This is a genomic window from Variovorax sp. TBS-050B, from assembly GCF_029893635.1.
GTDB lineage: Bacteria > Pseudomonadota > Gammaproteobacteria > Burkholderiales > Burkholderiaceae_C > Variovorax.
The window spans coordinates 873,992-895,000 of sequence record NZ_JARXYR010000002.1 but is presented as its reverse complement, the minus strand read 5'-3'; the positions used below and the strand labels follow the sequence as shown (position 1 = coordinate 895,000).

Below are 21,009 nucleotides of genomic sequence, written 5' to 3'. Positions count from 1 at the left end.
AAAAGCCCCCTCGCCGTAAGCGCAAGGTTTTCTACGCAACGTTCATCGGCGTAGAGTGAGTCGGCCCCTAAGGCGAGGCAGAGATGCGTAGCTGATGGGAAACAGGTCAATATTCCTGTACCGATATACAGTGCGATGTGGGGACGGATCTTAATAGGTCATCCGGGTGTTGGATATCCCGGTTTAGTTGGATGTAGGCGTGCATTAGGCAAATCCGGTGCACATATACCGAGGCCAACGATCGAGCGAGCTTGCTCGCGAAGTGACTGAACGAGGTTCCAGGAAAAGCCACTAAGCTTCAGCTGTATACGACCGTACCGCAAACCGACACTGGTGCGCGAGATGAGTATTCTAAGGCGCTTGAGAGAACTCGGGAGAAGGAACTCGGCAAATTGACACCGTAACTTCGGAAGAAGGTGTGCCCTATTAGTGTGTAGTGAACAACGAAGCATGAACGGGTTGCAAAAAATCGGTGGCTGCGACTGTTTATTAAAAACACAGCACTCTGCAAACACGCGAAAGTGGACGTATAGGGTGTGACGCCTGCCCGGTGCTGGAAGATTAAATGATGGGGTGCAAGCTCTTGATTGAAGTCCCAGTAAACGGCGGCCGTAACTATAACGGTCCTAAGGTAGCGAAATTCCTTGTCGGGTAAGTTCCGACCTGCACGAATGGCGTAACGATGGCCACACTGTCTCCTCCCGAGACTCAGCGAAGTTGAAATGTTTGTGATGATGCAATCTCCCCGCGGAAAGACGGAAAGACCCCATGAACCTTTACTGTAGCTTTGTATTGGACTTTGAACAGATCTGTGTAGGATAGGTGGGAGGCTTTGAAGCAGGGTCGCTAGATCTTGTGGAGCCAACGTTGAAATACCACCCTGGTGTGTTTGAGGTTCTAACCTAGGTCCATTATCTGGATCGGGGACAGTGCATGGTAGGCAGTTTGACTGGGGCGGTCTCCTCCCAAAGCGTAACGGAGGAGTTCGAAGGTACGCTAGTTACGGTCGGACATCGTGACGATAGTGCAATGGCATAAGCGTGCTTAACTGCGAGACTGACAAGTCGAGCAGATGCGAAAGCAGGACATAGTGATCCGGTGGTTCTGTATGGAAGGGCCATCGCTCAACGGATAAAAGGTACTCTGGGGATAACAGGCTGATACCGCCCAAGAGTTCATATCGACGGCGGTGTTTGGCACCTCGATGTCGGCTCATCTCATCCTGGGGCTGTAGCCGGTCCCAAGGGTATGGCTGTTCGCCATTTAAAGAGGTACGTGAGCTGGGTTTAAAACGTCGTGAGACAGTTTGGTCCCTATCTTCCGTGGGCGCTGCAGATTTGAGGAAGCCTGCTCCTAGTACGAGAGGACCGGAGTGGACACACCTCTGGTGTATCGGTTGTCACGCCAGTGGCATTGCCGAGTAGCTAAGTGTGGAAGAGATAACCGCTGAAAGCATCTAAGCGGGAAACTCGTTTCAAGATGAGATCTGCCGGGGCCTTGAGCCCCCTAAAGAGTCGTTCAAGACCAGGACGTTGATAGGTCAGGTGTGGAAGCGCAGTAATGCGTTAAGCTAACTGATACTAATTGCTCGTGCGGCTTGACCCTATAACTTTGATCAGCCTGATCAAGGTGTTATGCCAAGTTGACGCATTCAAAAACCAAGCTGATTCCAAACTCTATGAATTCGTCCGGTTGATCACGTGATCAGCCAGACAACAAGTTATGCCTGATGACCATAGCGAGTTGGTACCACTCCTTCCCATCCCGAACAGGACAGTGAAACGACTCAGCGCCGATGATAGTGCGGGTTCCCGTGTGAAAGTAGGTCATCGTCAGGCTCTTACAGCCAGGAAAAGCCCAACCACGTGGTTGGGCTTTTTCTATTGCAGAAAGCAAAAAGCGCCTCGTTTTTCGACGAGGCGCTTTTTTTATTTGCTGAAGTCATTCAGACGTTCAGTACCCGATCGCCCTCGATGGCGGCCGCGCCACCTGCCACCAACTCGCTCAGGATTTCCGCAGCCAATCCCTCCAAGGTGCTTTGCGCAAAGAAACGCGATCGCACCAATTCGAGATAAGGCGTGCCGCGGACCCAGTCCTGCCACGCGTCCGCATCAGCAGCCTGTACTTCCAGCAGCTTGAACTTCAGCAGCACCTTGATCGCATGCCGGGCGTGCCGTGCAGGATCGCGCTGGAAGGCCTCGAGTCGCCGCCTCGCAGTGTCCAAAGCGGCACCAAGGTCCTGAAAGACGGAGCCATGTCCGGGAATGACCACCCGCGGCGCCAGTCGCTCGATCAGATCCAGGGTCGCGGCGATATCAGCGAAGGACGGCTCCCCTGCCAGCTCGGGAAAAGCCACGCCGAACCCGTTCGCCCAGAGCGCGTCGGCAGAGATCAGCGTGCCTGAACCTGGCTCGAACAGAATGACCGAGTGTGGATCGTGCCCAGGTGCCGCATGCACCTGCCAAGGCGCATCGCCCAGCACCACCTCCGTGTCGGGCCGGAGCAGCCCCGTGAACAGAAACGGCGCACAACGCTGCCCCGTGGCCCGAAAACGCAGCCCCTCCTCGTCCCAGCGCGAGACCAGTGCCGCGTCGCCGGGCGGAATGTCCGTCTGCAAAGCGGGGTAGCGCTGCTGCAGCGCTGCGTTGCCGCCGCAATGGTCGCTGTGCAGGTGCGTGTTCAATACCCGGTCCAGCGGCCTGTCGCCCAGGGCCACCTCCACGAGCGCGACCGTCTGCGCAGCGTGGGTCACGTACCCCGTGTCGACCAGTGCCGTCTCGCCGGCGCCGGCGAACAGGATGTTGTTCGAAGACAGCCAGCCGCGCTCGAAGACGACGACGTTCGCCGGCAGCGCATCAAACGCGGCTCGAGGGCCCATTCAGGCCTGCGCGCGGGGCCGGAGTTCGCGGCGAAGAATCTTGCCGACGTTGGTCTTCGGCAGCGATTCGCGGAACTCGATCTGCTTCGGCCGCTTGTAGCCGGTGAGCTGGCTGTGGCAGTACTGCATCACCGCATCTTCGGTCAGCGTGGGGTCGCGGCGGACCACGAAGACCTTGATCGCCTCGCCCTGCTTCTCGTCGGGCACGCCGACCGCGGCACACTCGACCACGCCGGGGCACAGCGAAATGACGTTCTCCAGTTCGTTGGGGAAGACGTTGAAGCCGCTCACGAGGATCATGTCCTTCTTGCGGTCGACGATCCGCGCATAGCCGTCTTCCTGCATCACGGCGATGTCGCCGGTGCGCATGAACCCGTCGGCCGTGAAGGCTGCCGCCGTCTCGGCGGGCTGGTTGTAGTAGCCCCTCATCACGTTCGGGCCCTTGATGCAGAGCTCGCCCGGCGTACCTGTGGGAAGCGAATTCCCTTCGTCGTCCTTGATGGCGATCTCGATGCTCGGCAGCGGCAGGCCGATGGTGCCGGTGAAGGTGGTGTTCGACACCGGGTTGTTGGTGCCGATCGCGCATGTCTCGCTCATGCCCCAGCCTTCGATCATCGGACAACCCGTGACTTCGAACCAGCGGCGCGCCGTTCCTTCGGAAGCCGCCATGCCGCCCGCCTGCGACACGAAAAGCGTCGAGAAGTCGATGGACTTGAACTCCGGATGCATCAGCAGCGCGTTGAACAGCGTGTTCACCGCCGGCAGCATGTGGAAGGGCCGCTTCTTGAGCACCGCGACGAACTTGTCGAAGTCGCGCGGGTTCGGAATCAGCGTCATGTGCGAGCCCTGCCGGATCACCAGCAGGCAGAGCGTCAGCGCGAAGATGTGATAGAGGGGCAGCGCCGCGATGCTGTTGACCTTGGAAAGGTCGCCGGCGCGCGCGAGCGCGGGGGTGAACCAGGCCTCGGCCTGGAGCGTGGCCGCGACGATGTTGCGATGCGTCAGCACCGCGCCCTTGGACAGGCCGGTGGTTCCGCCGGTGTACTGCAGGAAGGCGATGGACTCGAGCGTGCTCTGATCCGGCGCCAGCGTGCGCGAGCGTCCCTGCGCCAGCGCTTCGGTGAACGGCGTCACGCTGCGGCCCTCCCCGAGCGGCAGCTTGAACGGCGGCACCATCTTCGCGAGGTGGCGGACGGCAACGGTGATCCAGGTGCCGTACAGGCCGCCCAGCAGGTCGCCCATCGCCGTGAGCGCGACATGCCGGACCGGCGTGCGTTCGATCACCTGCTCCAGCGTGGCTGCGAAGTTCTCGAGGATGACGATCGCCGTGGCGCCCGAATCCTTCAGCTGGTGCTCGAGTTCACGCGCCGTGTAGAGCGGATTGACGTTCACGCAGGTGTAGCCCGCGCGCAGCACGGCGCACATCGCGACGGCGAACTGCGGAATGTTGGGCAGCATGATCGCGACCCTGGCCCCGGGCTCGAGGCCTAGCGACTGCAGCCATGCGCCGAGCGCCTTCGACAGGGTGTCGAGCTCGCCGTAGGTCATCCAGCGCTCCATGCAGACGGAGAACGGCCGGTCGGCATAGCGGCCGAAGGCCTCGTCGAACATGTGGGACAGAGACCGGTACTGGTCCGGATCGATCTCGTGCGGCACGTCGGCCGGATAGTTCTGTCGTTGCGCGGATGTCTGCATGCAAGCTCCTTTGCGCGGATTGTGGGAGCCGGGCACAGTCCACCACCAGCGGGCTTGTCCTAGGGGCCGCATGCACGTTGTCGCGTGCGCGATAGCCGCGGCGCGCGGCTGCAGCTTCGACGGAGCGCGGCCGGCGCGGAGAAAGGCCGGTTCAGGCCTTGCCGGTCTCGCCCGGCAGCAGCACCCCGGCGGGGATGTCGGGCTCGACCTCGAGCGCCTTGTAGAGCGGCGTGAAGTCCGGTGCGGTGAGTTCGAACAGCTGCGCGAAGCTCTCGATCACGAAATAGTTGCTCTGGTAGGTGTCGATCTTGTATCGCGTGCGCATGGTCCGCATCAGATCGAGCGGCAGCCGGTGCGGTTCGTCGCTGCGCACCGCGTGCTGCAGTTCGCCGACCGAACTCAGGATGCCGGCCCCGTACGCGCGCAGGCCGTCGCGCTGGCGGATCAGCCCGAACTCCACCGTGTACCAGTACAGCCGCGCCAGCTTCTCGCCGGCGCCGAGCTCGTGCGCCTTGATGCCGCCCTGGCCGTAGCGCTGCACGTAGTCGGCGAAGGTCGGGTCGAACAGCATCGGCACATGCCCGAAGAGGTCGTGGAACACGTCGGGCTCGACGATGTAGTCGAACTCCTCGGGCTTGCGGATCCAGTCGGTCACCGGAAACTTGCGGTTCGCGAGCAGGGTGAAGAACGGCAGCTCGGGAATCAGCCCCGGCACCGCCACGATCTCCCAGCCCGTCGCCTTGGAAAGCCGCTCGTTGATCTCCTCGAAGCGCGGGATGCGGTCCTTCACGCCCAGCGACGGCAGCGCCTGGATGAAGGCATCGCAGGCGAGGCCCGGCAGCTGCGCCGCCTGGCGCTCGTAGAGCCGCCGGTAGGTGTCGTGGTCGGCCGCCGTGTAGCTGGCCCAGTTCTGCGGGCAGGTGTAGTCGGCGTGCACCGCGCCGCCGCGGGCGTAGTCGCCGCGCGGCGGGCGATCCGAGGCACCGTAGACGGCAGGCGTGACGACGGCAGCGGCGGGGATTTCCATGGAAAGTGCTCTCCGGTTATTTGAGCCAGCGGTTCATCACGCGCTGGAAGTCGCCGCCGGCCTGCTGCAGGTGCAGCCATTGGTCGACATAGGCCTTGAAGGCCACGTCGTCGCGCGGCAGCATCCAGGCCATTTCGCCGTACTGCAGCGGCTTGTCGGGGTTGATCGCGCAGAGTCCGGGCTTGAGCTTCTGCTGGGTGATGGCTTCCGCAGACTCGGTCACGAACACGTCGGCGCGGTTCGCGAGGATCTCGTCGAAGATCGTCACGTTCTCGCCGTGCATCGTGAGCTTCGCCTGCTTGAAGTTGGCGCGCGCGAAGCGCTCGTTGCTGCCGCCCGGGTTGAAGATCACGCGCGTCGCGGGCTTGTCGATGTCCGCCACGCTCTGGTACTTGGCCACGTCGGCGCAGCGTGCGATCGGCGTCTTGCCGTTCACCATGTAGGGCGCGCTGAAGAAGGCGCGCTTCTGGCGCTCGGTCGTCACCGAGACGCCGCCCACCGCGATGTCGCACTTGCCGGCCGCGAGGTCCGGCAGCAGGTTGGCCCAGGTGGTCTTGACCCATTCGGGCTTCGCGCCGAGGCTGGCGCTGAAGCCGGTCATCAGGTCGACGTCGATGCCCTCGAAGGAACCGTCGGCCTTGTGGAAGCTGAACGGCCGGTAGTCGCCCGGCGTGCAGATGCGCAGCACGGCGCTCTTCTGGACCGCATCGAGGTGCGAGCCGGCGGCCGGCGACGGGCCCGGCGCCGTGGCGCAGCCCGCCAGCGCGGCGGCTACCGCGATGATGCTCCAACCGATCGAGAACGTGCGGCAACTGCTGCGCATGAGGGCTCCTGGGCCAAGTGTGAAGGGGCGCTTATTTTGCGGCCGTCAGCACGCCCCGGCGCATCTGGTCGAGCTCGATGCTCTCGAACAGCGCCTTGAAGTTGCCGTTGCCGAAACCGTCGTCGCCCTTGCGCTGGATGAACTCGAAGAAGATCGGGCCGAGCTGGTTCTCGCTGAAGATCTGCAGCAGCAGCGCGTCCTTCTTGCCGTCGATCAGGATCTTGCGCTTGTGCAGCTCGGCCACGTCCTCGCCATGGCCCGGGATGCGCTTGTCGACCAGTTCGTAGTAGGTGTCGATGGTGTCGAGCAGCTTCACGCCATTGGCGCGCAGCGCGTCCACCGTCGCGTACAGGTCGTCCGAGCCCATCGCGATGTGCTGGATGCCTTCGCCGTGGTACATGTCCAGGTACTCCTGGATCTGGCCGGCCTGCTCCTTGCCCTCTTCGTTGATCGGGATGCGGATCTTGCCGCAGGGGCTGGTCATGGCCTTGCTCTTCACGCCCGTGACCTGGCCTTCGATGTCGAAGTACTTGATCTCGCGGAAATTGAACAGCTTCTCGTAGAAGGCGGCCCAGGTGTTCATGCGGCCGCGGTAGACGTTGTGCGTCAGGTGGTCGATGTAGGTCAGGCCGTTGCCCTTGGGCGCCTTGGCCAGTTCCGACGACACGCCCGGCAGCGGCTCGAAGTCCACGTCGTAGAAGCCGATGTTGCCGATGTCGCCGGGCTTTGCGCCGTTCTTGCCGGGCCAGCGGTCGACCAGATAGATCAGGCTGTCGCCGATGCCCTTGATCGCGGGGATGTTCAGCTCGCCGGGACCCGCCTTGTCGGCGAAGCCCCAGGCGCCGAGCGAAATGGCGCGCTCGTAGGCCTGCTTCGCGTCCTGCACGCGGAAGGCGATCGCGCAGACGCTCGGGCCGTGCTCGCGCGCGAAGCGCTGCGCGAACGAATCGGGCTCGGCATTGACGATGAAGTTGATCTCGCCCTGCCGGTACAGCAGCACGTTCTTGTGGCGGTGCTTGGCCACCGCGGTGAAGCCCATGCGCTCGAAGACCTTGCCCATGGCGACCGGGTCCGGCGCCGCGTACTCGATGAATTTCGAAGCCGTCGGTGCCCATGGGGTTCTCCCAGGGGGTGAAGGCGGGTGCGTCGGCGTGGCTCATGTGCGGTCTCCAGAAGATTCGGATCGGGGGCTAGAAGAAGGAAGCGGCCGGCCCCGCAACGGCGGAAAACGGCCAGGCGCCCAATGTAGGCCGGATGGCACTCATGATTTCAGCGTTATCGGGCGCTCGCGCACGGCACGACGCAACAAAACTGCAAAAATGGCAAAATGGAAGCACTCGACAAGATTGATAAACTGATTCTGCGCACGCTGCAAGCAGACGGACGCGCGACCTACGACCAGATCGCCGAGCAGGTCAGCCTGTCCCCGAGCGCCGTGCTGCGCCGGGTCAAGCGGCTCGAGGAAAGCGGCGTCATCGACCGCTACGTCGCGCTCGTGCGGCCCGAGGTCGTCGGCCTCGGCCTCACCGCCTACCTCAACGTGCGCCTCGAGAAGCACACCGAAAGCCACAAGCGCAATCCGATGGACCTCTTCCGCGCCAGCGTCCAGACCTGGCCCGAGGTGGTCGAGTGCGCGGCGCTGACCGGCGACATGGACTACCTGCTGCGCGTGGTGGTGGCCGACATGGGCCACTACAGCCGCTTCATCATGGACACCCTGCTCAAGCACCCCAGCGTCGAGGACTGCAAGACCAGTTTCGTGCTCGACCGTGTCAAGGCCACCACGGCCGTGCCGGTCTAGGCATGACTCCCGTGGCGTGAATCCCACGAGAAATCCACAATGGTTCACAAATGAAGCCGGAAAGTACCCTGTGAACTTGAGGTTTAAGGGAAAACCCTTATATTTGAGCCATGCTCACCGCCAAGACCCTTCTCCAGGCGTCTCTCGGCCTCGGCTCGTTCCTGAAGGCGCCGATGGTTGAGGCGCAACCGCGCGCCACCCCGGCGCCCAACCCCGTCATGGTGCCGATCCGCTCGATCGGCCCGCGGGAGCGCGACCGCATCGCCGCGCACCTGCTGGCGCTCTCGCCGCACGACCGTTACCTGCGCTTCGGCTATGCCGCGGGCGACGCGCAGATCCAGCGCTACGTCGACGGGCTCGACTTCGACCGCGACGAACTTTTCGGCATCTACAACCGCCGCCTCGACCTGATCGCGATGGCGCACCTGGCCTTTGCGCCGGAGGGCCAGCACAGCGACTGCGCGGAGTTCGGCGTCTCGGTGGCGGCGCATGCGCGCGGACGCGGCTATGGCGCGCGGCTGTTCGAGCGGGCGGTGGTCGTTGCGCGCAACGAAGGCGTGGGCATGCTCTTCATCCACGCGCTGAGCGAGAACGCGGCGATGCTCAAGATCGCCCGCAACGCAGGCGCCACCGTGGTGCGCAGCGGCTCGGAATCCGAGGCCCATCTGCAGTTGCCCAGCGCCACCCTCGACAGCCGCATGAGCGAGATCGCGCTCGAGCACTTCGCGGCGGTCGACTACCACCTCAAGAGCCGCGCCAAGCAGTTCTGGGCCTTCCTCGCCAGCCTGCAGGAAGTGCGCAGCGGCGTGCGCGACGCGCGCGGCAAGTCGGCCCAGTAGCCGTCGCACGCCGCGCGGCGCGGCCCTCCGCCGCCGCACCGGATCGCCAGGGGTAGAGCCTGTCACACGCAATCCGGTATCCTTGCATCTCTTCAACTACGCCTGCCGCAGTGGCCGAACCTCACCCTGAACGCGCACCCGTCGAACGGGAAGACAAGCGCGGCTTTCTCCAGAAGCTGGCTGAATTCATTCACCCGGGACCCGACTCCCGCGACGAGCTGATCGAAACGCTCGCGGACGCCGAGGACAACGAGGTGATCGGCGCCGAATCGCGCGTGATGCTCGAAGGCGTGCTGCGCATGGCCGACATGACCGCGGGCGACGTGATGGTGGCCGCGCCGCGCATGGACCTGGTGAACATCGACGCGCCCTACGACGCGCTGCTGCACCTCGTCATCGACACCGCGCACTCGCGCTTTCCGGTGTACGAGGGCGAGAAGGAAAACATCATCGGCATCCTGCTCGCGAAGGACCTGCTCAAGCTCCAGCGCGCGCCCGGCCTCAACATCCGCGCCCTGCTGCGCCCCGCCACCTTCGTGCCCGAGAGCAAGGGCCTGAACGACCTGCTGCGCGAGTTCCGCGGCAACCGCAACCACCTGGCGATCGTGATCGACGAGTTCGGCCGCGTGGCCGGCCTCATCACCATCGAGGACGTGCTCGAGCAGATCGTCGGCGAGATCGAGGACGAGTTCGACATCGCCGAGGACGAGGGCGACATCTTCGGCCTCGCCGACCACACCTACCGCGTCTCGGGCGACACGCCGATCGAGCGCGTGGCCGAGGCCTTCGGCATCGTCTTCGATGCAGAGCAGCTGAGCGAGGACTTCGACACCATCGGCGGCCTGATCGCGCACGAGATGGGCCGCGTGCCCAAGCGCGGCGAGCACCATGCGATCGGCGGCTTCGACTTCGTGGTGCTGCACACCAAGGGCGGGGCCGTGCGCTGGTTCAAGGTCTCCCCGGCCCGCGGCGGCAACGCGGCCGACTGATGCGGTCCGCCGCAGCGGCGCCGCTGCGCGCATGGCCTGCCCTGTCCGCCGTCGGGCTGCTGCGCCTTTTGGGCTTCGCGCTCGCGGGCCTCGCGCAGGCCGCTTCGATTGCCTGGCCCTCCAACGGCCGACCGCTCTGGTGGCTGCAACTGCTCTCGCTGGCCGCGCTCGTCGCGCTGCTCGACTGGCTGCGCGCCGAGGGCGCCGGCTGGCGCCGTGCGGGCCTGCATGGCTGGCTCTTCTCCACTACCTGGCTCACGGGCAGCTTCTGGTGGCTCTTCATCTCGATGCACACCTACGGCGGGCTGGCGGCACCGCTCGCGGCCCTCGCGGTGGTGGCGCTCGCGGCGGCGCTGGGGCTCTACTACGCCGTGGCCTGCGCCTGGTTCGTCGTGCGCGGCCCGCGCGGTGCGCCGGGCGGCGCGCTGGTGTTCGCCGCGCTCTGGACCCTGGCCGAACTGGTGCGCGGCAGCTGGTTCACAGGCTTCCCGTGGGGTGCCGGCGGCTATGCGCACGTCGACGGGCCGCTGGCCGCCTGGGCGCCCTGGATCGGCGTGTACGGCATCGGCGCGGTCGCCGCGCTGGTGGCGGCGCTGGGCGTGCTGGTTCGGCCGACGCGGCCCATGGAAGTGGCGGTCGCCGCGATGCTGTCGGCCGGCGCGCTCACGGCGCCGCACTTCGCCACCGCACCGGCCGGCACCGGCGCGTCCAGCGGCACGCTGCAGGTCGCGCTGCTGCAAGGCAACATCCCGCAGGACGAGAAGTTCATCCCCGGCGGCGGCATCGACATCGCGCTGCGCTGGTACGGCGAGCAACTCCGCGATGCCAGGGCCTCGCTCGTCGTCACGCCCGAGACCGCCCTGCCGCTGCTGCCGCAGCAGTTGCCGGCAGGCTACCTCGAAGCCATCCAGGCGCGCTACGCCCAGGGCACGCAGGCCGCGATCGTCGGCCTGCCGCTCGGCGGGCAGGGCACCTACCGCAACGCGGTGCTCGGCTTCCGGCCCGGCGCCGCCGCGCAGCCGTACAGCTACAGCAAGCACCACCTCGTGCCCTTCGGCGAATTCATCCCGCCGGGCTTCCGCTGGTTCATCGACATGATGAGCATCCCGCTCGGCGACTTCGCGCGCGGCGGTCTCGCGCAGGCGCCCTTCGCCTGGCAGGGCCAGCGCATCGCGCCGAACATCTGCTACGAAGACCTGTTCGGCGACGAGATCGGCGCCAACTTCAAGGACGAGGCCACGGCGCCGACCATCCTGCTCAACGTCAGCAACATCGCCTGGTTCGGCAACACCGTGGCGATCGACCAGCACCTCGCGATCTCGCGCATGCGTGCGCTCGAGTTCGCGCGGCCGATGGTGCGCGCCACCAACACCGGCGCCACCGTGGTCATCGATGCCGAAGGCCGCGTCACGCATGCGCTGCCGCGCCTCACGCGCGGCGTGCTCGAGGCCACGGTCGAGGGACGCAGCGGCCTCACGCCCTTCGCGCGCTGGGTCGCGCCCTTCGGCCTGTGGCCGCTGTGGATCGCGGCCTTCGCGATCGTGGCCGTGGCCTTCGCGCTGCGCCGCAAGGGCTGAGGCCCGGCGGGCTCAGGCCGCCACCGGCTCGGCCGCCCGCACCGGCCAGTCGCGCAGCTTGCCGGGGTTCAGCAGGCCCATCGGATCGAAGCGCTTCTTCATCTCGATGACCTCGGGCGGCAGCGGGCCGCCGGCCTTGCCGTCCTCCACGATGTTGACGTGCGGATTGTTGATGTGCACCTCGTGCGCGCGGTGGAGCCGGATGATCTCGGCCAGCCGCTCCTCGGTGCTGAAGCGCACCAGCTGCAGGCCGCTGCAGGTCATGAGCCCCGCCACGTTGCGGATGAACTCGATGTGCATCATCACCTCGCCGCCGAGCAGCTTCTCCATCTCGATGATCTGCGCCACATGACGGCCCGGCACGAAGCCGCTCTGGAGGTAGGTCAGCGTGGGATCGACCTTGAGCGCATGCAGGGTGGTGTGGTTCCAGGTGAACTCCATCAGCGTGCGGTTGCTCTTCTGCACCTCGGCGGCGGTCTTGCGGTAGCTCACGGTGCCGCCGTGCGCGGCCGCGAACTGCAGCATCGCGCCCTCGCACGACTCGGCCACGAGCGACAGCACCGCATGGCAGCCCTTGGGCAGGTAGGCCGACAGCTGCGCGAGGTGGTCCGGGATCGGCGCCGCGAAGAAGGCGATCTCGCGCTTCACGATGCCGGGTGCGTTGGCCAGCTTGTCGGCGAAGTGCAGCGCGTCCGCGAAGTCGTCGAAGGTGACGAGCGTCTCGAGCCAGGGATGCGCCGGCGCGAGCGCGACCTCGAGCTCGAGCACCAGCCCGTTGGTGCCCCACAGGTGGTGCATGCGCATCGCCTCGGGGCCGCGCAGCTCGACCACCTGCGGCTCGGCCTCGATGGTCATCGCGCGGATGCCGAGCACGTTGCCGGGCGCGCCCAGCGGCCCGTAGTTGATCGAGCCGACGCCGCCGAAGCCGCCGCCGAACAGGCCGCCCAGCGTGGCGCTGCGGTAGGTGGAGGGCACGCAGCGCATTTCCTGGCCCGAGGCCTTGGTCTGCTTCTCGAGCTCGCCGAGGCGGATGCCGGCCTGCGCGCGCGCCACGCCGGGCTGCACCCAGAGGCAGGCGTTGTAGCCCGTCATGTCGAGCACCACGCCGCCCGCGAGCGGCGTGGTCTGGCCGTAGTTGCCGGTGCCGCTGCCGCGGATCGTGATCGGCACGCGGTGGCGCGCGCAGGCGCCGACCACGGCGCGGATCTCGTCCTCGCTGCGCGGGCGCACCACCGCGTCGGCGCGCTTGTCCTTGAGTTGGCGGTTCAGCACCGGGCTGAACCACGAGAAGTCCTGCGACAGCCGCGTTACGCGGCCCTCGTCGGTGATCCAGTCGAGGTTCGGCAGTTCGGCGATCAGTGCTTCGATGGTGGAGGCGGAGGCGTTCATGGTCGGTTCAATCAATCCTGGGAAAGTTCGCTCGCATGCCAGGCGCCCAGCGCGAGCTTGGTGAGCCAGGCCATCAGCACGAAGAGCGCGACGCCGGTCAGCGAGATCAGCAGCAGGGCCGCGAACATGCGCGGGATGTTGAGCTGGAAGCCGGCCTGCAGGATCTGGTAGGCCAGCCCCGCGCCCGAGCCGCCGGTGCCGGCGACGAACTCGGCCACCACCGCGCCGATCAGCGCGAGGCCGCTCGAGATGCGCAGCCCGCCGAAGAAGTACGGCAGCGCGCTCGGAATGCGCAGCCGCACCAGCTGCTGCCAGCGCGTCGCGCGGTTGAGCTTGAAGTAGCTCTGCAGGTCGGGATCGATGCTGCGCAGCCCCAGCGTGGTGTTGCTGATGATCGGGAACAGCGCCACCAGCGCCGCGCACACCGTCATCGCCGCCACCGGGTTCTTGACCCAGATGATGATGAGCGGCGCCACGGCCACGATCGGCGTCACCTGCAGCAGCACCGCATAGGGGAAGAGCGCGGTCTCGATGCGCTTGCTCTGCACGAAGAGGAACGAGATCAGCACGCCCGCGACCGTCGCGAGCACGAAGGACAGCAGCGTGATCTTGAGCGTGACGAGCAGCGCGCTGCCGAGCGGCGCCCAGTCGGTGAACAGCGTCTGCACCATGAGGAGCGGCGAGGGCACGAGGTAGGGCGGCAGTTCCATCGCCACCACCAACCATTGCCACAGCGCCAGCAGCACCAGGCCGATGAGCACGGGATAGAGCACGCGCTGCACGCGCGGCCGGGCGAGGAGCGGGACGGTCTTCATCGTGCATGCTCCTCGTCGGCGCGGCTCGCGCGCAGCAGGCTGTCCTGCAGGCGCTTGGCATGGCGCGCGAACTCAGGCGTCACCATGAAGTCGGGGCTGCGCGGATAGGGTTCGTCGATGTGGAACTGCTCCACCACCCGGCCCGGCCGCGCGGCCATCATCACCACGCGCGTCGACAGGAACACCGCCTCGTGGATCGAGTGCGTCACGAAGATCACCGTGAGCTTCTTCTTGCGCCACAGCTCGAGCAGGTCGGCGTCGAGCTTGTGGCGCGTGATCTCGTCGAGCGCGCCGAAGGGCTCGTCCATCAGCAGCAGGTCGGGCTGGGTGACGAGGCCGCGCGCGATCGACACCCGCATCTGCATGCCGCCCGAGAGCGCACGCGGCAGTGCGTCGGCGAACTTCTCCAGGCCCACCAGCGCGAGCGACTCCATCACGCGCGCATCGGCCTCCCTGCGCGGCACGCCGGCCAGGTCGAGCGGCAGCCGCACGTTGGTCTTCACGCTCGCCCAGGGCATCAGCGTGGCCGACTGGAACACGAACGACAGCTTGCGCGGGCAGCTGTGGAGCTCGGCCACCGGCCGGCGCCACACCAGCAGGCGTCCGTCGCTCGGTTCGAGCATGCCGGCCACCATCTTGAGCAGCGTGCTCTTGCCGCAGCCCGAGGGGCCGAGCAGCGTGACGAACTCGCCCTCGGCGATCGACAGGTCCACCGGCAGCAGCGCCTGCGTGCCGTTGGGATAAGTCTTCTCGGCCGAGAGCACCTCGACCGCGGGCACGGCGGGCGCGAGCTCCGCCGGCGGCGCGAGCGTGTGGGGATCGATGCGGTTCATGCGCGGGATTCCGGCTGCTGCAGGGTCGAGGTCAGGGGATGACTTTCGCGTCCTTCACGAACTCGGTCGTGTAGGTCTTCGCGAGTTCGACCTTCGCGGGGTCGAGCAGCTTGGCGCCCACGAGGAAGTCGTAGCTCGCCTTGGCGCGCGCATCGGTGATCACGCCGATGCCGAGCTGCGCCGCGTCGCCGCCGGTGATCATGCCCATCTCCTTGAGCTTGGCCACGCTGTAGGCCAGCTGGTCGTCGGTCATGTTGGGGTTGTCCTTCTTGATCAGCGCGTTGGCGGGCGCGGGATCGGCGAGGTAGCTCTTCCAGCCCTCGGCCGAGGCCTTGACGAAGGCGGCCACCTGCTTGCTGCGGTCCTTGACCGTCTTCTCCATGCACGACACCGTGGTGGCGTAGGCGGGGAAGCCGTGGTCGCTGAACATCAGCACCGTGCTCTTCACGCCGGCCTTCTGGATCGCATAGGGCTCGGAGGTCAGGTAGCCCTGCTGCGCGGTGTTCCTGTCGGCCACGAAGGGCTGGATGTTGAAGGTGTAGGGGCGCGTCTGCTCGTCCTTGAGGCCGAACTTGGCCTTGAGCCAGGGCCAGTAGCCGCGGTTCGCCTGCGCGCCGATCAGCAGCGTCTTGCCCTTCAGGTCCTCGAACTTCTTCACGTCGTCGTGCGCGATCAGCACCTGCGGGTCCTTCTGGAAGAAGGCCGCGACGTTGACCACCGGCACGCCGCCTTCGCGCACCTGCATCATCTGGATGTCGCTCGAGCCCATGATGCAGTCGGCCTGGCCGGCGGCCATCATCTGCGTGATGTTGACCTGCGGGCCGCCCATCTTGATCGTCACGTCGAGCCCGTGCTTCTTGTAGATGCCCAGGGCCACCGCCTGGTAGAAGCCGCCGTGCTCGGCCTGCGCGTACCAGTTGGTCATGTAGGTGAACTTCTCCTGGGCCTGCGCGGGCGCGGCGGCGAGGAGGGCGATGGCGGCGGCGCCGGCGAGGGACAGTGCGAAGGAGCGCATGGGAGTCGGCCTTTCGGGGAGGTGGGGTTGGAAGATGTCGGAGATTCGGCGATGCAAGAAGCAGGCTCAGGCCGGCTCGAAGCGCTGCTGGACGAAGCCCTGCTGGTGGCCGCGCTCCCAGGTGGCTTCCTCGCGCACCAGCCAGCGCAGCGCATGCAGTTCGGTCAGCGCCTGCACCCAGCTGTCGGACAGCGTCTCGAGGATCGCTTCGCCCTGTTCGCGCGTGGCCGTGGTCGGGTCGCCGATCACGCCGCTCGGGCCGAAGTCGCGTGCGGTCCAGGCGCACGCCGGACGGCCGTCGGCCGAGAGCAGCTTGATCGGGAAGGGCGGCGGAAAGTTGGCCACCGCGCGTTCCATGTGCACCGTCTCGGGCGCGAGCGCGAGCATCAGCGCGGTCTCGGAATGGCCGGCGTGCATCGCGAGCTTCTTCTCCTGCTCGCTCACCTGCCGGCTCGCCGCGCTCGGCAGCCGCGACACGCCGTGCGGCACCACCACGAAGTCGCCGTGGCGCAGCCGCAGTTCGCGCGCCGCCATCTCCAGCACCTGCGGCTGGCCGCCGTGGCCATTGGCGAACAGCAGCTTGCGAAAGCCCGCGCGGTAGACCGATTCGCCGATCTCGGTCACGGTCGCGAGCAGCGTGGTGCCGGTCAGCGTCATGGTGCCCGGAAAGTGCAGATGCTCTTCCGACTTGCCGTAGGTGATGGTCGGCAGCGCGAAGGCGCGCACCTCCGCCGGCAGCTTCTCGAGCGCGCGGCCCATCACGCCCGAGCTGATGACGCTGTCGACCGAGCAGGGCAGGTGCGGGCCGTGCTGCTCGATCGCGCCGCAGGGCAGCACGATGACGGTGTTCTCGCGGTCGGGCAGCGCCGCGATCTCGGTCCAGCTCAGGTAGGGCAGGAAGCGATGGGGTGGGATGTAGCCGTGGAGCATCGGAAAGGTCCTTGGGGTTAAGGGGCACGCCATGCGGCGGGCGGCGCGCCGCGCGTCACGCGGCCCTCGCGCAGCACCACGCGCGCGGCGCTGCGCGAGGGCCAGCCGAAGCAGTCGGCCTCGGTGAAGAGCACCAGGTCGGCGGGCGCGCCCGCCAGCGTCGGGCGTTCGGGCGCGCGGCCGCGCTGCAGCCAGTCGGCGCGGCACAGGGCCTGCGACCAGGTGTCGAAGGGCTCGTCGAGCTGCGCCACCAGCGCGGCCGTGCCCAGCGCCTCGACCGGGTCGAAGCTGCCGAGGCGGCAGAACGGGTCCTGCACGTTGTCGCTCGCGAACAGCAGCGGGATGCCGCGCTCGCGCGCTTCCTTGACCAGCGTGATACCGCGCTGCCGCGGCGTGCGGCCCGTGACCGCGTCTTGCAGCAGCAGGTTGGTGGCCGGCAGCGAGACGATGGTGATCGGCGCGCGCGCCACTGCGTCGAGCGTGGCGAGCGCGCGGGCCTCGGGCTGGGCCGCGAGCGCGCAGACGTGGCCGCAGACCACGCGGCCTTCGTAGCCGATCTCGCGCAGGATCCGGGCCGTGGTTTCCAGGCCTAGCGCCGCGGCATTGAGTTCCTCGTCGACATGCAGGTCGATGTCGAGCTCGCAGGCCTGCGCGGACACCAGCAGGTTGCGCAGCGCGTTCTCGCTCCAGTTGGTCGAATGCACGAAGCCGCCGAGCAGCGCATGCGGCCCCGTGGCCTTGACCTGCCGCGCGAGCCGCAGCGCCTGTTCCGCATCCTCGAAGAGCGGCAGCTTGATCAGCCCGACCTGCTCCAGCCTGATGCGGCCGCGCCATTCCTGCGCCAGCTCGGCCATCACCGGCCAGGCCAGCGGCACCGCATCGGGCTCCCACCAGTCCACGTGCGTGCGCACATGGGTGGTGCCGCATTCCCAGGCCCACTGCAGCCCGCGCGCGGCGCGCTCGCGCACGTCGGCCGCGTTCCAGTGCACCCGGTCGGCCAGCATCGCGTCGATCGCGCCGAGCAGGCCCGGCTGCACCTGTTTCATGCGCGGCAGCGTGAAGGCCTTGTCGAGGTGCGTGTGCGCATCGACGAATCCCGGCAGCACGAGCGTGCCGGCCAGATCCCAGCCGCCCGGTGCGGGTGCGGCATCGGCGGCAGCTTCCGGTCGCACCGCGTGGACGCGGCCGTTCTCGATCGCGATCCGCGCCAGCACCGGCACGCCGTCGCGCGCCGGCCAGTCGGCAGGCAGCAGCCAGCGCGGCAGGCGCGCGTTGTGGAGCACGGCGGGCGCGTTCATGCGAAGCCCGCCATCGCGCGGCCCACGCGCGCCATGAAGCGCTTCAGCTGGGGCTCGGTCGCCACGTTCATGTGGTAGTGCGCGTGGTAGTCCACCTTGGCGCGCCGGCCCGTGAGCCGCAGCAGGTAGCGCGTGACGATCTTGCGCGGCGGATCGCCCATGTACCAGGCCATCCAGCGCGGCCGGCCATAGGTCACGACCGCGCTGATGCGCTTGATGTGGGTGAGCATCGGCTTCACGTTCGCCGGGTCGCTGATGTCGAAGGCCACGCCCGGCATGAACAGCCGGTCGAAGTAGCCCTTGAGCATCGCCGGCAGGCCGAAGCACCAGGTCGGGAAGCAGAAGACCAGCGCCTCCGCCCATTGCAGCCGCTCCACGTAGGGCTTGAGCGGCAGCTGGTTGCTCGGCACGTCGTGGTAGCCCAGGCGCTCCTCGCGCGAGAGCACCGGGTCGAAGCCTTCGGCGTACAGGTCGCAGTCGTCCACTTCGTGCCCGGCCGCGCGCAGGTTCCTCAGCACTTCCTGGTGCAGGGCTGCGTGAAAGCTGGTTTCGACCGGGTGGCAGTAGACGACGAGCACGCGCATGGTGATTTTTGACCGCTTAATCAGAGCAAGTGGTCAGGTTATGCAAGCGACGTGCCAAGCCGGATGCACCGGATTGGGGCCGGCGCCCGGGGGCGCTATTCGAGCGCGCGGTCGATCACGTAGCGCCAGCCGCCGTCGGGCTGGCGCCGCGCCACTTCGACGCTGCTGCCGCGGGCGCGCACGGCGCCTGCGTCGTCCTCGATCGTCCATTCGGCCTTGAGCAGCGCGATGTCGCCGCATCGGAAACCATGACAAGCCCCTCTACCGAAAGCCCCCGGTCCGTCGCCGCCGCGCCGGCGCCGCTCGACCTGCCGGCGCCCGTTCCGCCGCGGGCGTGTCCGGTCGAGGACTGGCTCGCTTTCCTCGGCCATCGCTGGAACGCCCTCGTGCTCTGGCACCTGAATGCCGCGGCGCTGCGCCATGGCGAGCTGATGGCATTGCTGCCGGGCATCACGGCCAAGGTGCTTTCCGAGCGACTGACGGCGCTGCAGCGCCGCGGGCTGGTGCGACGGGAAGTCGCCGCGGGCTTCCCGCGCGCGGTGCGCTATGCGGTCACGCAGCGTGCGCGCGGCTTGCTGGAGCTGCTCGACGGCATCGAGCGCTGGTCGAAGCAGGCGCTCAGGCCCTGATGCCGCAGCCCGCGAGCACGAAACCCACGAGCTCGCGCGCGATCGGCTCGCGGTCGATCGGCGCGTCGGGCGCGAGGCCGAGCATCACGCGGGTCTGGATCGCGTAGTCGGCGTAGCTCTGGGTCATGGCCCAGATGTGCATCAGCAGGAGGCGCGCATCGAGCGGGCGCATCTGTCCGCGCGCGATCCAGCCGTTGATGATGTCGACCTTCTTCTGCGTCCACGCGCGCGCGTTGGGCCAGTAGCGGTCGAGGTTGCGCCCGCCGTCGAGCACCTCGCGCGTGAAGATGCGCGAGATCTCGGGGTTGTCGAAGGCATGGTCGAGCTTCTTGCGGATGTAGTCGCCGAGCACCGTGGCCGGATCGCTCGCGTCCTCGAACGAGAACACCACCTTCCAGGCATGCAGCACCTGCATCAGCAGCTCTTCGTAGAGCTCCTCCTTGCCGGCGATGTAGTAGTGCAGCTGGGGCTTGGTGAGGCCGGCGCGGGCGGCGATGGCCTGCGTCGAGGTGCCCTTGAGGCCGTGCAGGCTGAACTCGGCGATGGCCGCCGTGCGGATCGCCGCCATGATGCGCTCGCGCCCCGGCCGCGCGCGCGAGAGCGGGCCTTCGGGGGCGGGCATTTCCTGGGGGGCGGCAGCGGGCGGCAGGGCGGCGGGATCGGCGTTCATGTCTGGAGCGGCGCGAGGCGCCGGCCCGAATGGTAATCCCACGCGCATGGCCGCATGCCGTGCCGGCATGGCGGGCGCGGGCATGCCGGCACGGTTCATGTATCTTTTCGCCGCTTCCAAAATTGTTAAAGCAAAGGAGTTCCTCATGCACTTTTCTTCCCGCCTCCGGGCTTTCGCGGCCGGTGCCGCACTGCTCGCCGCCAGCGCCATCGCGCAGGCGCAGCAGGCCCTGCCCAACGTGGTGATCCTCGCCACCGGCGGCACCATCGCGGGCGCCGGCGCCTCGGCCGTCAACAGCGCCACCTACGCGGCCGCCAAGGTCGGCGTCGACAAGCTCATCGCCGGATTGCCCGAACTCTCGAAGATCGCCAACGTGCGCGGCGAGCAGGTGTTCCAGGTCGCTTCCGAAAGCATGACCAACGACAACCTGCTCACGCTCGCCAAGCGCGTCTCGGCGCTCTCGAAGCAGGCCGACGTGGACGGCATCGTCATCACCCACGGCACCGATACGCTCGAGGAGACCGCTTACTTCCTCACGCTGACCGTGCACACCGCCAAGCCGATCGTGGTGGTCGGCTCGATGCGCCCGGGCACGGCGCTCTCGGCCGACGGCGCCCTCAACCTCTACGACGCGGTCAGCGTGGCCGGCAGCAAGGACGCCATGGGCAAGGGCGTGCTCGTGACCATGGCCGACAACATCGACAGCGGCCGCGACGTGAGCAAGAACGTCAACATCAAGACCAGCGCCTTCTCGAGCCAGTGGGGTCCGCTGGGCATGGTGGTCGAGGGCCGCAACTACTGGTTCCGCGCGCCGGTCAAGCGCCACACCATGAACTCGGAGTTCGACATCGACAGCATCAACGCGCTGCCGCCGGTGGAGATCGCGCTCGGCTATGAAGGCGTCTCGCCGATCGCCATCGATGCGTTCGCGAAGAGCGGCGTGAAGGCCATCGTCCACGGCGGCACCGGCAACGGCTCGGTCGCGGCGCGCGTGGTGCCGAACCTGCAGAAGGCACGCGCCGACGGTGTGATCGTGATCCGCAGCTCGCGCGTGGCCGACGGCTTCGTGATCCGCAACGCCGAGCAGCCCGACGACAAGTACGACTGGGTGGTGGCGCACGACCTGCGTCCGCAGAAGGCGCGCATCCTGGCAATGGTGGCTTTGACGAAGACCAGCGACACCAAGGAACTGCAGCGCATCTTCTGGGAGTACTGAC

At 67.0% G+C, this 21,009-nt stretch carries 19 protein-coding genes, 2 rRNA genes and 1 pseudogene (1 of these 22 running past the window's edge); 8 read left to right on the top strand and 14 right to left on the bottom strand.

Going from position 1 to position 21,009, the window contains the following annotated elements; translation table 11 throughout:
- A 23S ribosomal RNA gene (locus M2165_RS07215) occupies nucleotides 1–1,605 on the top strand; it begins 1,270 nt to the left of the window's first position.
- 120 nt (nucleotides 1,606–1,725) lie between these two features.
- Nucleotides 1,726–1,838 (top strand): 5S ribosomal RNA (rrf, locus tag M2165_RS07210).
- A gap of 107 nt (nucleotides 1,839–1,945) precedes the next feature.
- Here the strand turns inward: rrf and M2165_RS07205 are convergent.
- From M2165_RS07205 to hppD, 5 genes and pseudogenes are all read right to left on the bottom strand, one after another.
- Nucleotides 1,946–2,878, bottom strand: a complete 933-nt coding sequence (locus M2165_RS07205) for an MBL fold metallo-hydrolase (protein WP_280813994.1) — start codon at nucleotides 2,876–2,878, stop codon at nucleotides 1,946–1,948.
- Nucleotides 2,879–4,573: an AMP-binding protein gene (locus M2165_RS07200; protein WP_280813992.1), complete on the bottom strand. Its 1,695-nt coding sequence runs from the start codon at nucleotides 4,571–4,573 to the stop codon at nucleotides 2,879–2,881.
- A 151-nt stretch (nucleotides 4,574–4,724) separates the two neighbouring features.
- The gene (gene phhA, locus M2165_RS07195; RefSeq protein WP_280813991.1) at nucleotides 4,725–5,600 is read right to left on the bottom strand and encodes a phenylalanine 4-monooxygenase; all 876 of its coding nucleotides are present in this window, start codon (nucleotides 5,598–5,600) and stop codon (nucleotides 4,725–4,727) included.
- A gap of 16 nt (nucleotides 5,601–5,616) precedes the next feature.
- Nucleotides 5,617–6,423 (bottom strand): transporter substrate-binding domain-containing protein, encoded by an 807-nt coding sequence (locus M2165_RS07190; RefSeq protein WP_280813990.1) that lies wholly within the window; start codon nucleotides 6,421–6,423, stop codon nucleotides 5,617–5,619.
- Between the two features lie 31 nt (nucleotides 6,424–6,454).
- Nucleotides 6,455–7,583 (bottom strand): annotated as a pseudogene (gene hppD / locus M2165_RS07185) (4-hydroxyphenylpyruvate dioxygenase).
- A gap of 167 nt (nucleotides 7,584–7,750) precedes the next feature.
- On the opposite strand from hppD, the gene M2165_RS07180 reads away from it, so the two are divergent.
- The 4 genes from M2165_RS07180 to lnt all read left to right on the top strand — a co-directional run bounded on the left by M2165_RS07180 (nucleotide 7,751) and on the right by lnt (nucleotide 11,629).
- Nucleotides 7,751–8,224, top strand: a complete 474-nt coding sequence (locus M2165_RS07180; protein ID WP_280813989.1) for an Lrp/AsnC family transcriptional regulator — start codon at nucleotides 7,751–7,753, stop codon at nucleotides 8,222–8,224.
- A gap of 110 nt (nucleotides 8,225–8,334) precedes the next feature.
- Nucleotides 8,335–9,063, top strand: coding sequence for a GNAT family N-acetyltransferase (locus M2165_RS07175; protein WP_280813988.1), 729 nt, complete (start codon nucleotides 8,335–8,337; stop codon nucleotides 9,061–9,063).
- Nucleotides 9,064–9,173: 110 nt separating this feature from the next.
- Nucleotides 9,174–10,052, top strand: a complete 879-nt coding sequence (locus M2165_RS07170; protein WP_280813987.1) for a transporter associated domain-containing protein — start codon at nucleotides 9,174–9,176, stop codon at nucleotides 10,050–10,052.
- On the top strand, nucleotides 10,052–11,629 hold the full coding sequence (gene lnt, locus M2165_RS07165) for an apolipoprotein N-acyltransferase (RefSeq protein ID WP_280813986.1): 1,578 nt from the start codon (nucleotides 10,052–10,054) through the stop codon (nucleotides 11,627–11,629). The genes M2165_RS07170 and lnt overlap by 1 nt, the downstream gene beginning before the upstream one ends.
- 12 nt (nucleotides 11,630–11,641) lie before the next feature.
- On the opposite strand, the gene M2165_RS07160 is transcribed toward lnt, so the two are convergent.
- From M2165_RS07160 to M2165_RS07125, 8 genes are all read right to left on the bottom strand, one after another.
- On the bottom strand, nucleotides 11,642–13,018 hold the full coding sequence (locus tag M2165_RS07160) for an FAD-binding oxidoreductase (RefSeq protein WP_280813985.1): 1,377 nt from the start codon (nucleotides 13,016–13,018) through the stop codon (nucleotides 11,642–11,644).
- A gap of 11 nt (nucleotides 13,019–13,029) precedes the next feature.
- Nucleotides 13,030–13,833, bottom strand: coding sequence for an ABC transporter permease (locus M2165_RS07155; protein WP_280813983.1), 804 nt, complete (start codon nucleotides 13,831–13,833; stop codon nucleotides 13,030–13,032).
- Nucleotides 13,830–14,666, bottom strand: a complete 837-nt coding sequence (locus M2165_RS07150; RefSeq protein ID WP_280813982.1) for an ABC transporter ATP-binding protein — start codon at nucleotides 14,664–14,666, stop codon at nucleotides 13,830–13,832. The genes M2165_RS07155 and M2165_RS07150 overlap by 4 nt, the downstream gene beginning before the upstream one ends.
- A 31-nt stretch (nucleotides 14,667–14,697) precedes the next feature.
- Complete coding sequence (locus M2165_RS07145; protein ID WP_280813981.1) at nucleotides 14,698–15,681, bottom strand: ABC transporter substrate-binding protein; 984 nt, start codon at nucleotides 15,679–15,681, stop codon at nucleotides 14,698–14,700.
- A gap of 66 nt (nucleotides 15,682–15,747) precedes the next feature.
- A complete protein-coding gene (locus M2165_RS07140) occupies nucleotides 15,748–16,611 on the bottom strand; it encodes a creatininase family protein (RefSeq protein ID WP_280813980.1) in 864 nt (287 codons plus the stop codon).
- A 17-nt stretch (nucleotides 16,612–16,628) separates the two neighbouring features.
- Nucleotides 16,629–17,909: an amidohydrolase family protein gene (locus M2165_RS07135; RefSeq protein WP_280813979.1), complete on the bottom strand. Its 1,281-nt coding sequence runs from the start codon at nucleotides 17,907–17,909 to the stop codon at nucleotides 16,629–16,631.
- Nucleotides 17,906–18,493 (bottom strand): NAD(P)H-dependent oxidoreductase, encoded by a 588-nt coding sequence (locus M2165_RS07130; RefSeq protein WP_280813978.1) that lies wholly within the window; start codon nucleotides 18,491–18,493, stop codon nucleotides 17,906–17,908. The genes M2165_RS07135 and M2165_RS07130 overlap by 4 nt, the downstream gene beginning before the upstream one ends.
- Nucleotides 18,494–18,588: 95 nt before the next feature.
- Complete coding sequence (locus M2165_RS07125) at nucleotides 18,589–18,864, bottom strand: hypothetical protein (protein WP_280813977.1); 276 nt, start codon at nucleotides 18,862–18,864, stop codon at nucleotides 18,589–18,591.
- A 15-nt stretch (nucleotides 18,865–18,879) separates the two neighbouring features.
- Between M2165_RS07125 and M2165_RS07120 the strand changes: the two genes are divergently transcribed.
- On the top strand, nucleotides 18,880–19,122 hold the full coding sequence (locus M2165_RS07120; protein ID WP_280813976.1) for a helix-turn-helix domain-containing protein: 243 nt from the start codon (nucleotides 18,880–18,882) through the stop codon (nucleotides 19,120–19,122).
- Here the strand turns inward: M2165_RS07120 and M2165_RS07115 are convergent.
- Nucleotides 19,112–19,792, bottom strand: a complete 681-nt coding sequence (locus tag M2165_RS07115) for a TetR family transcriptional regulator C-terminal domain-containing protein (RefSeq protein ID WP_280813975.1) — start codon at nucleotides 19,790–19,792, stop codon at nucleotides 19,112–19,114. The two genes, M2165_RS07120 and M2165_RS07115, sit on opposite strands and share 11 nt — an antisense overlap.
- A 145-nt stretch (nucleotides 19,793–19,937) precedes the next feature.
- Here M2165_RS07115 and M2165_RS07110 point away from each other — a divergent pair, with 145 nt between their 5' ends.
- Nucleotides 19,938–21,008 (top strand): asparaginase, encoded by a 1,071-nt coding sequence (locus M2165_RS07110; RefSeq protein WP_280813974.1) that lies wholly within the window; start codon nucleotides 19,938–19,940, stop codon nucleotides 21,006–21,008.
- The last annotated feature ends 1 nt before the right edge of the window (nucleotide 21,009 follow it).

Excerpts from the sequence above, each read along its gene's own strand:
- M2165_RS07205 (WP_280813994.1), bottom strand. The coding sequence starts at position 2,878 with ATGGGCCCTCGAGCCGCGTTTGATGCGCTGCCGGCGAACGTCGTCGTC.
- M2165_RS07200 (WP_280813992.1), bottom strand. The coding sequence starts at position 4,573 with ATGCAGACATCCGCGCAACGACAGAACTATCCGGCCGACGTGCCGCAC.
- phhA (WP_280813991.1), bottom strand. The coding sequence starts at position 5,600 with ATGGAAATCCCCGCCGCTGCCGTCGTCACGCCTGCCGTCTACGGTGCC.
- M2165_RS07190 (WP_280813990.1), bottom strand. The coding sequence starts at position 6,423 with ATGCGCAGCAGTTGCCGCACGTTCTCGATCGGTTGGAGCATCATCGCG.
- M2165_RS07180 (WP_280813989.1), top strand. The coding sequence starts at position 7,751 with ATGGAAGCACTCGACAAGATTGATAAACTGATTCTGCGCACGCTGCAA.
- M2165_RS07175 (WP_280813988.1), top strand. The coding sequence starts at position 8,335 with ATGCTCACCGCCAAGACCCTTCTCCAGGCGTCTCTCGGCCTCGGCTCG.
- lnt (WP_280813986.1), top strand. The coding sequence starts at position 10,052 with ATGCGGTCCGCCGCAGCGGCGCCGCTGCGCGCATGGCCTGCCCTGTCC.
- M2165_RS07160 (WP_280813985.1), bottom strand. The coding sequence starts at position 13,018 with ATGAACGCCTCCGCCTCCACCATCGAAGCACTGATCGCCGAACTGCCG.
- M2165_RS07155 (WP_280813983.1), bottom strand. The coding sequence starts at position 13,833 with ATGAAGACCGTCCCGCTCCTCGCCCGGCCGCGCGTGCAGCGCGTGCTC.
- M2165_RS07150 (WP_280813982.1), bottom strand. The coding sequence starts at position 14,666 with ATGAACCGCATCGATCCCCACACGCTCGCGCCGCCGGCGGAGCTCGCG.
- M2165_RS07145 (WP_280813981.1), bottom strand. The coding sequence starts at position 15,681 with ATGCGCTCCTTCGCACTGTCCCTCGCCGGCGCCGCCGCCATCGCCCTC.
- M2165_RS07140 (WP_280813980.1), bottom strand. The coding sequence starts at position 16,611 with ATGCTCCACGGCTACATCCCACCCCATCGCTTCCTGCCCTACCTGAGC.
- M2165_RS07135 (WP_280813979.1), bottom strand. The coding sequence starts at position 17,909 with ATGAACGCGCCCGCCGTGCTCCACAACGCGCGCCTGCCGCGCTGGCTG.
- M2165_RS07130 (WP_280813978.1), bottom strand. The coding sequence starts at position 18,493 with ATGCGCGTGCTCGTCGTCTACTGCCACCCGGTCGAAACCAGCTTTCAC.
- M2165_RS07125 (WP_280813977.1), bottom strand. The coding sequence starts at position 18,864 with ATGGCCGAGGAAAGCGAGCCAGTCCTCGACCGGACACGCCCGCGGCGG.
- M2165_RS07115 (WP_280813975.1), bottom strand. The coding sequence starts at position 19,792 with ATGAACGCCGATCCCGCCGCCCTGCCGCCCGCTGCCGCCCCCCAGGAA.
- M2165_RS07110 (WP_280813974.1), top strand. The coding sequence starts at position 19,938 with ATGCACTTTTCTTCCCGCCTCCGGGCTTTCGCGGCCGGTGCCGCACTG.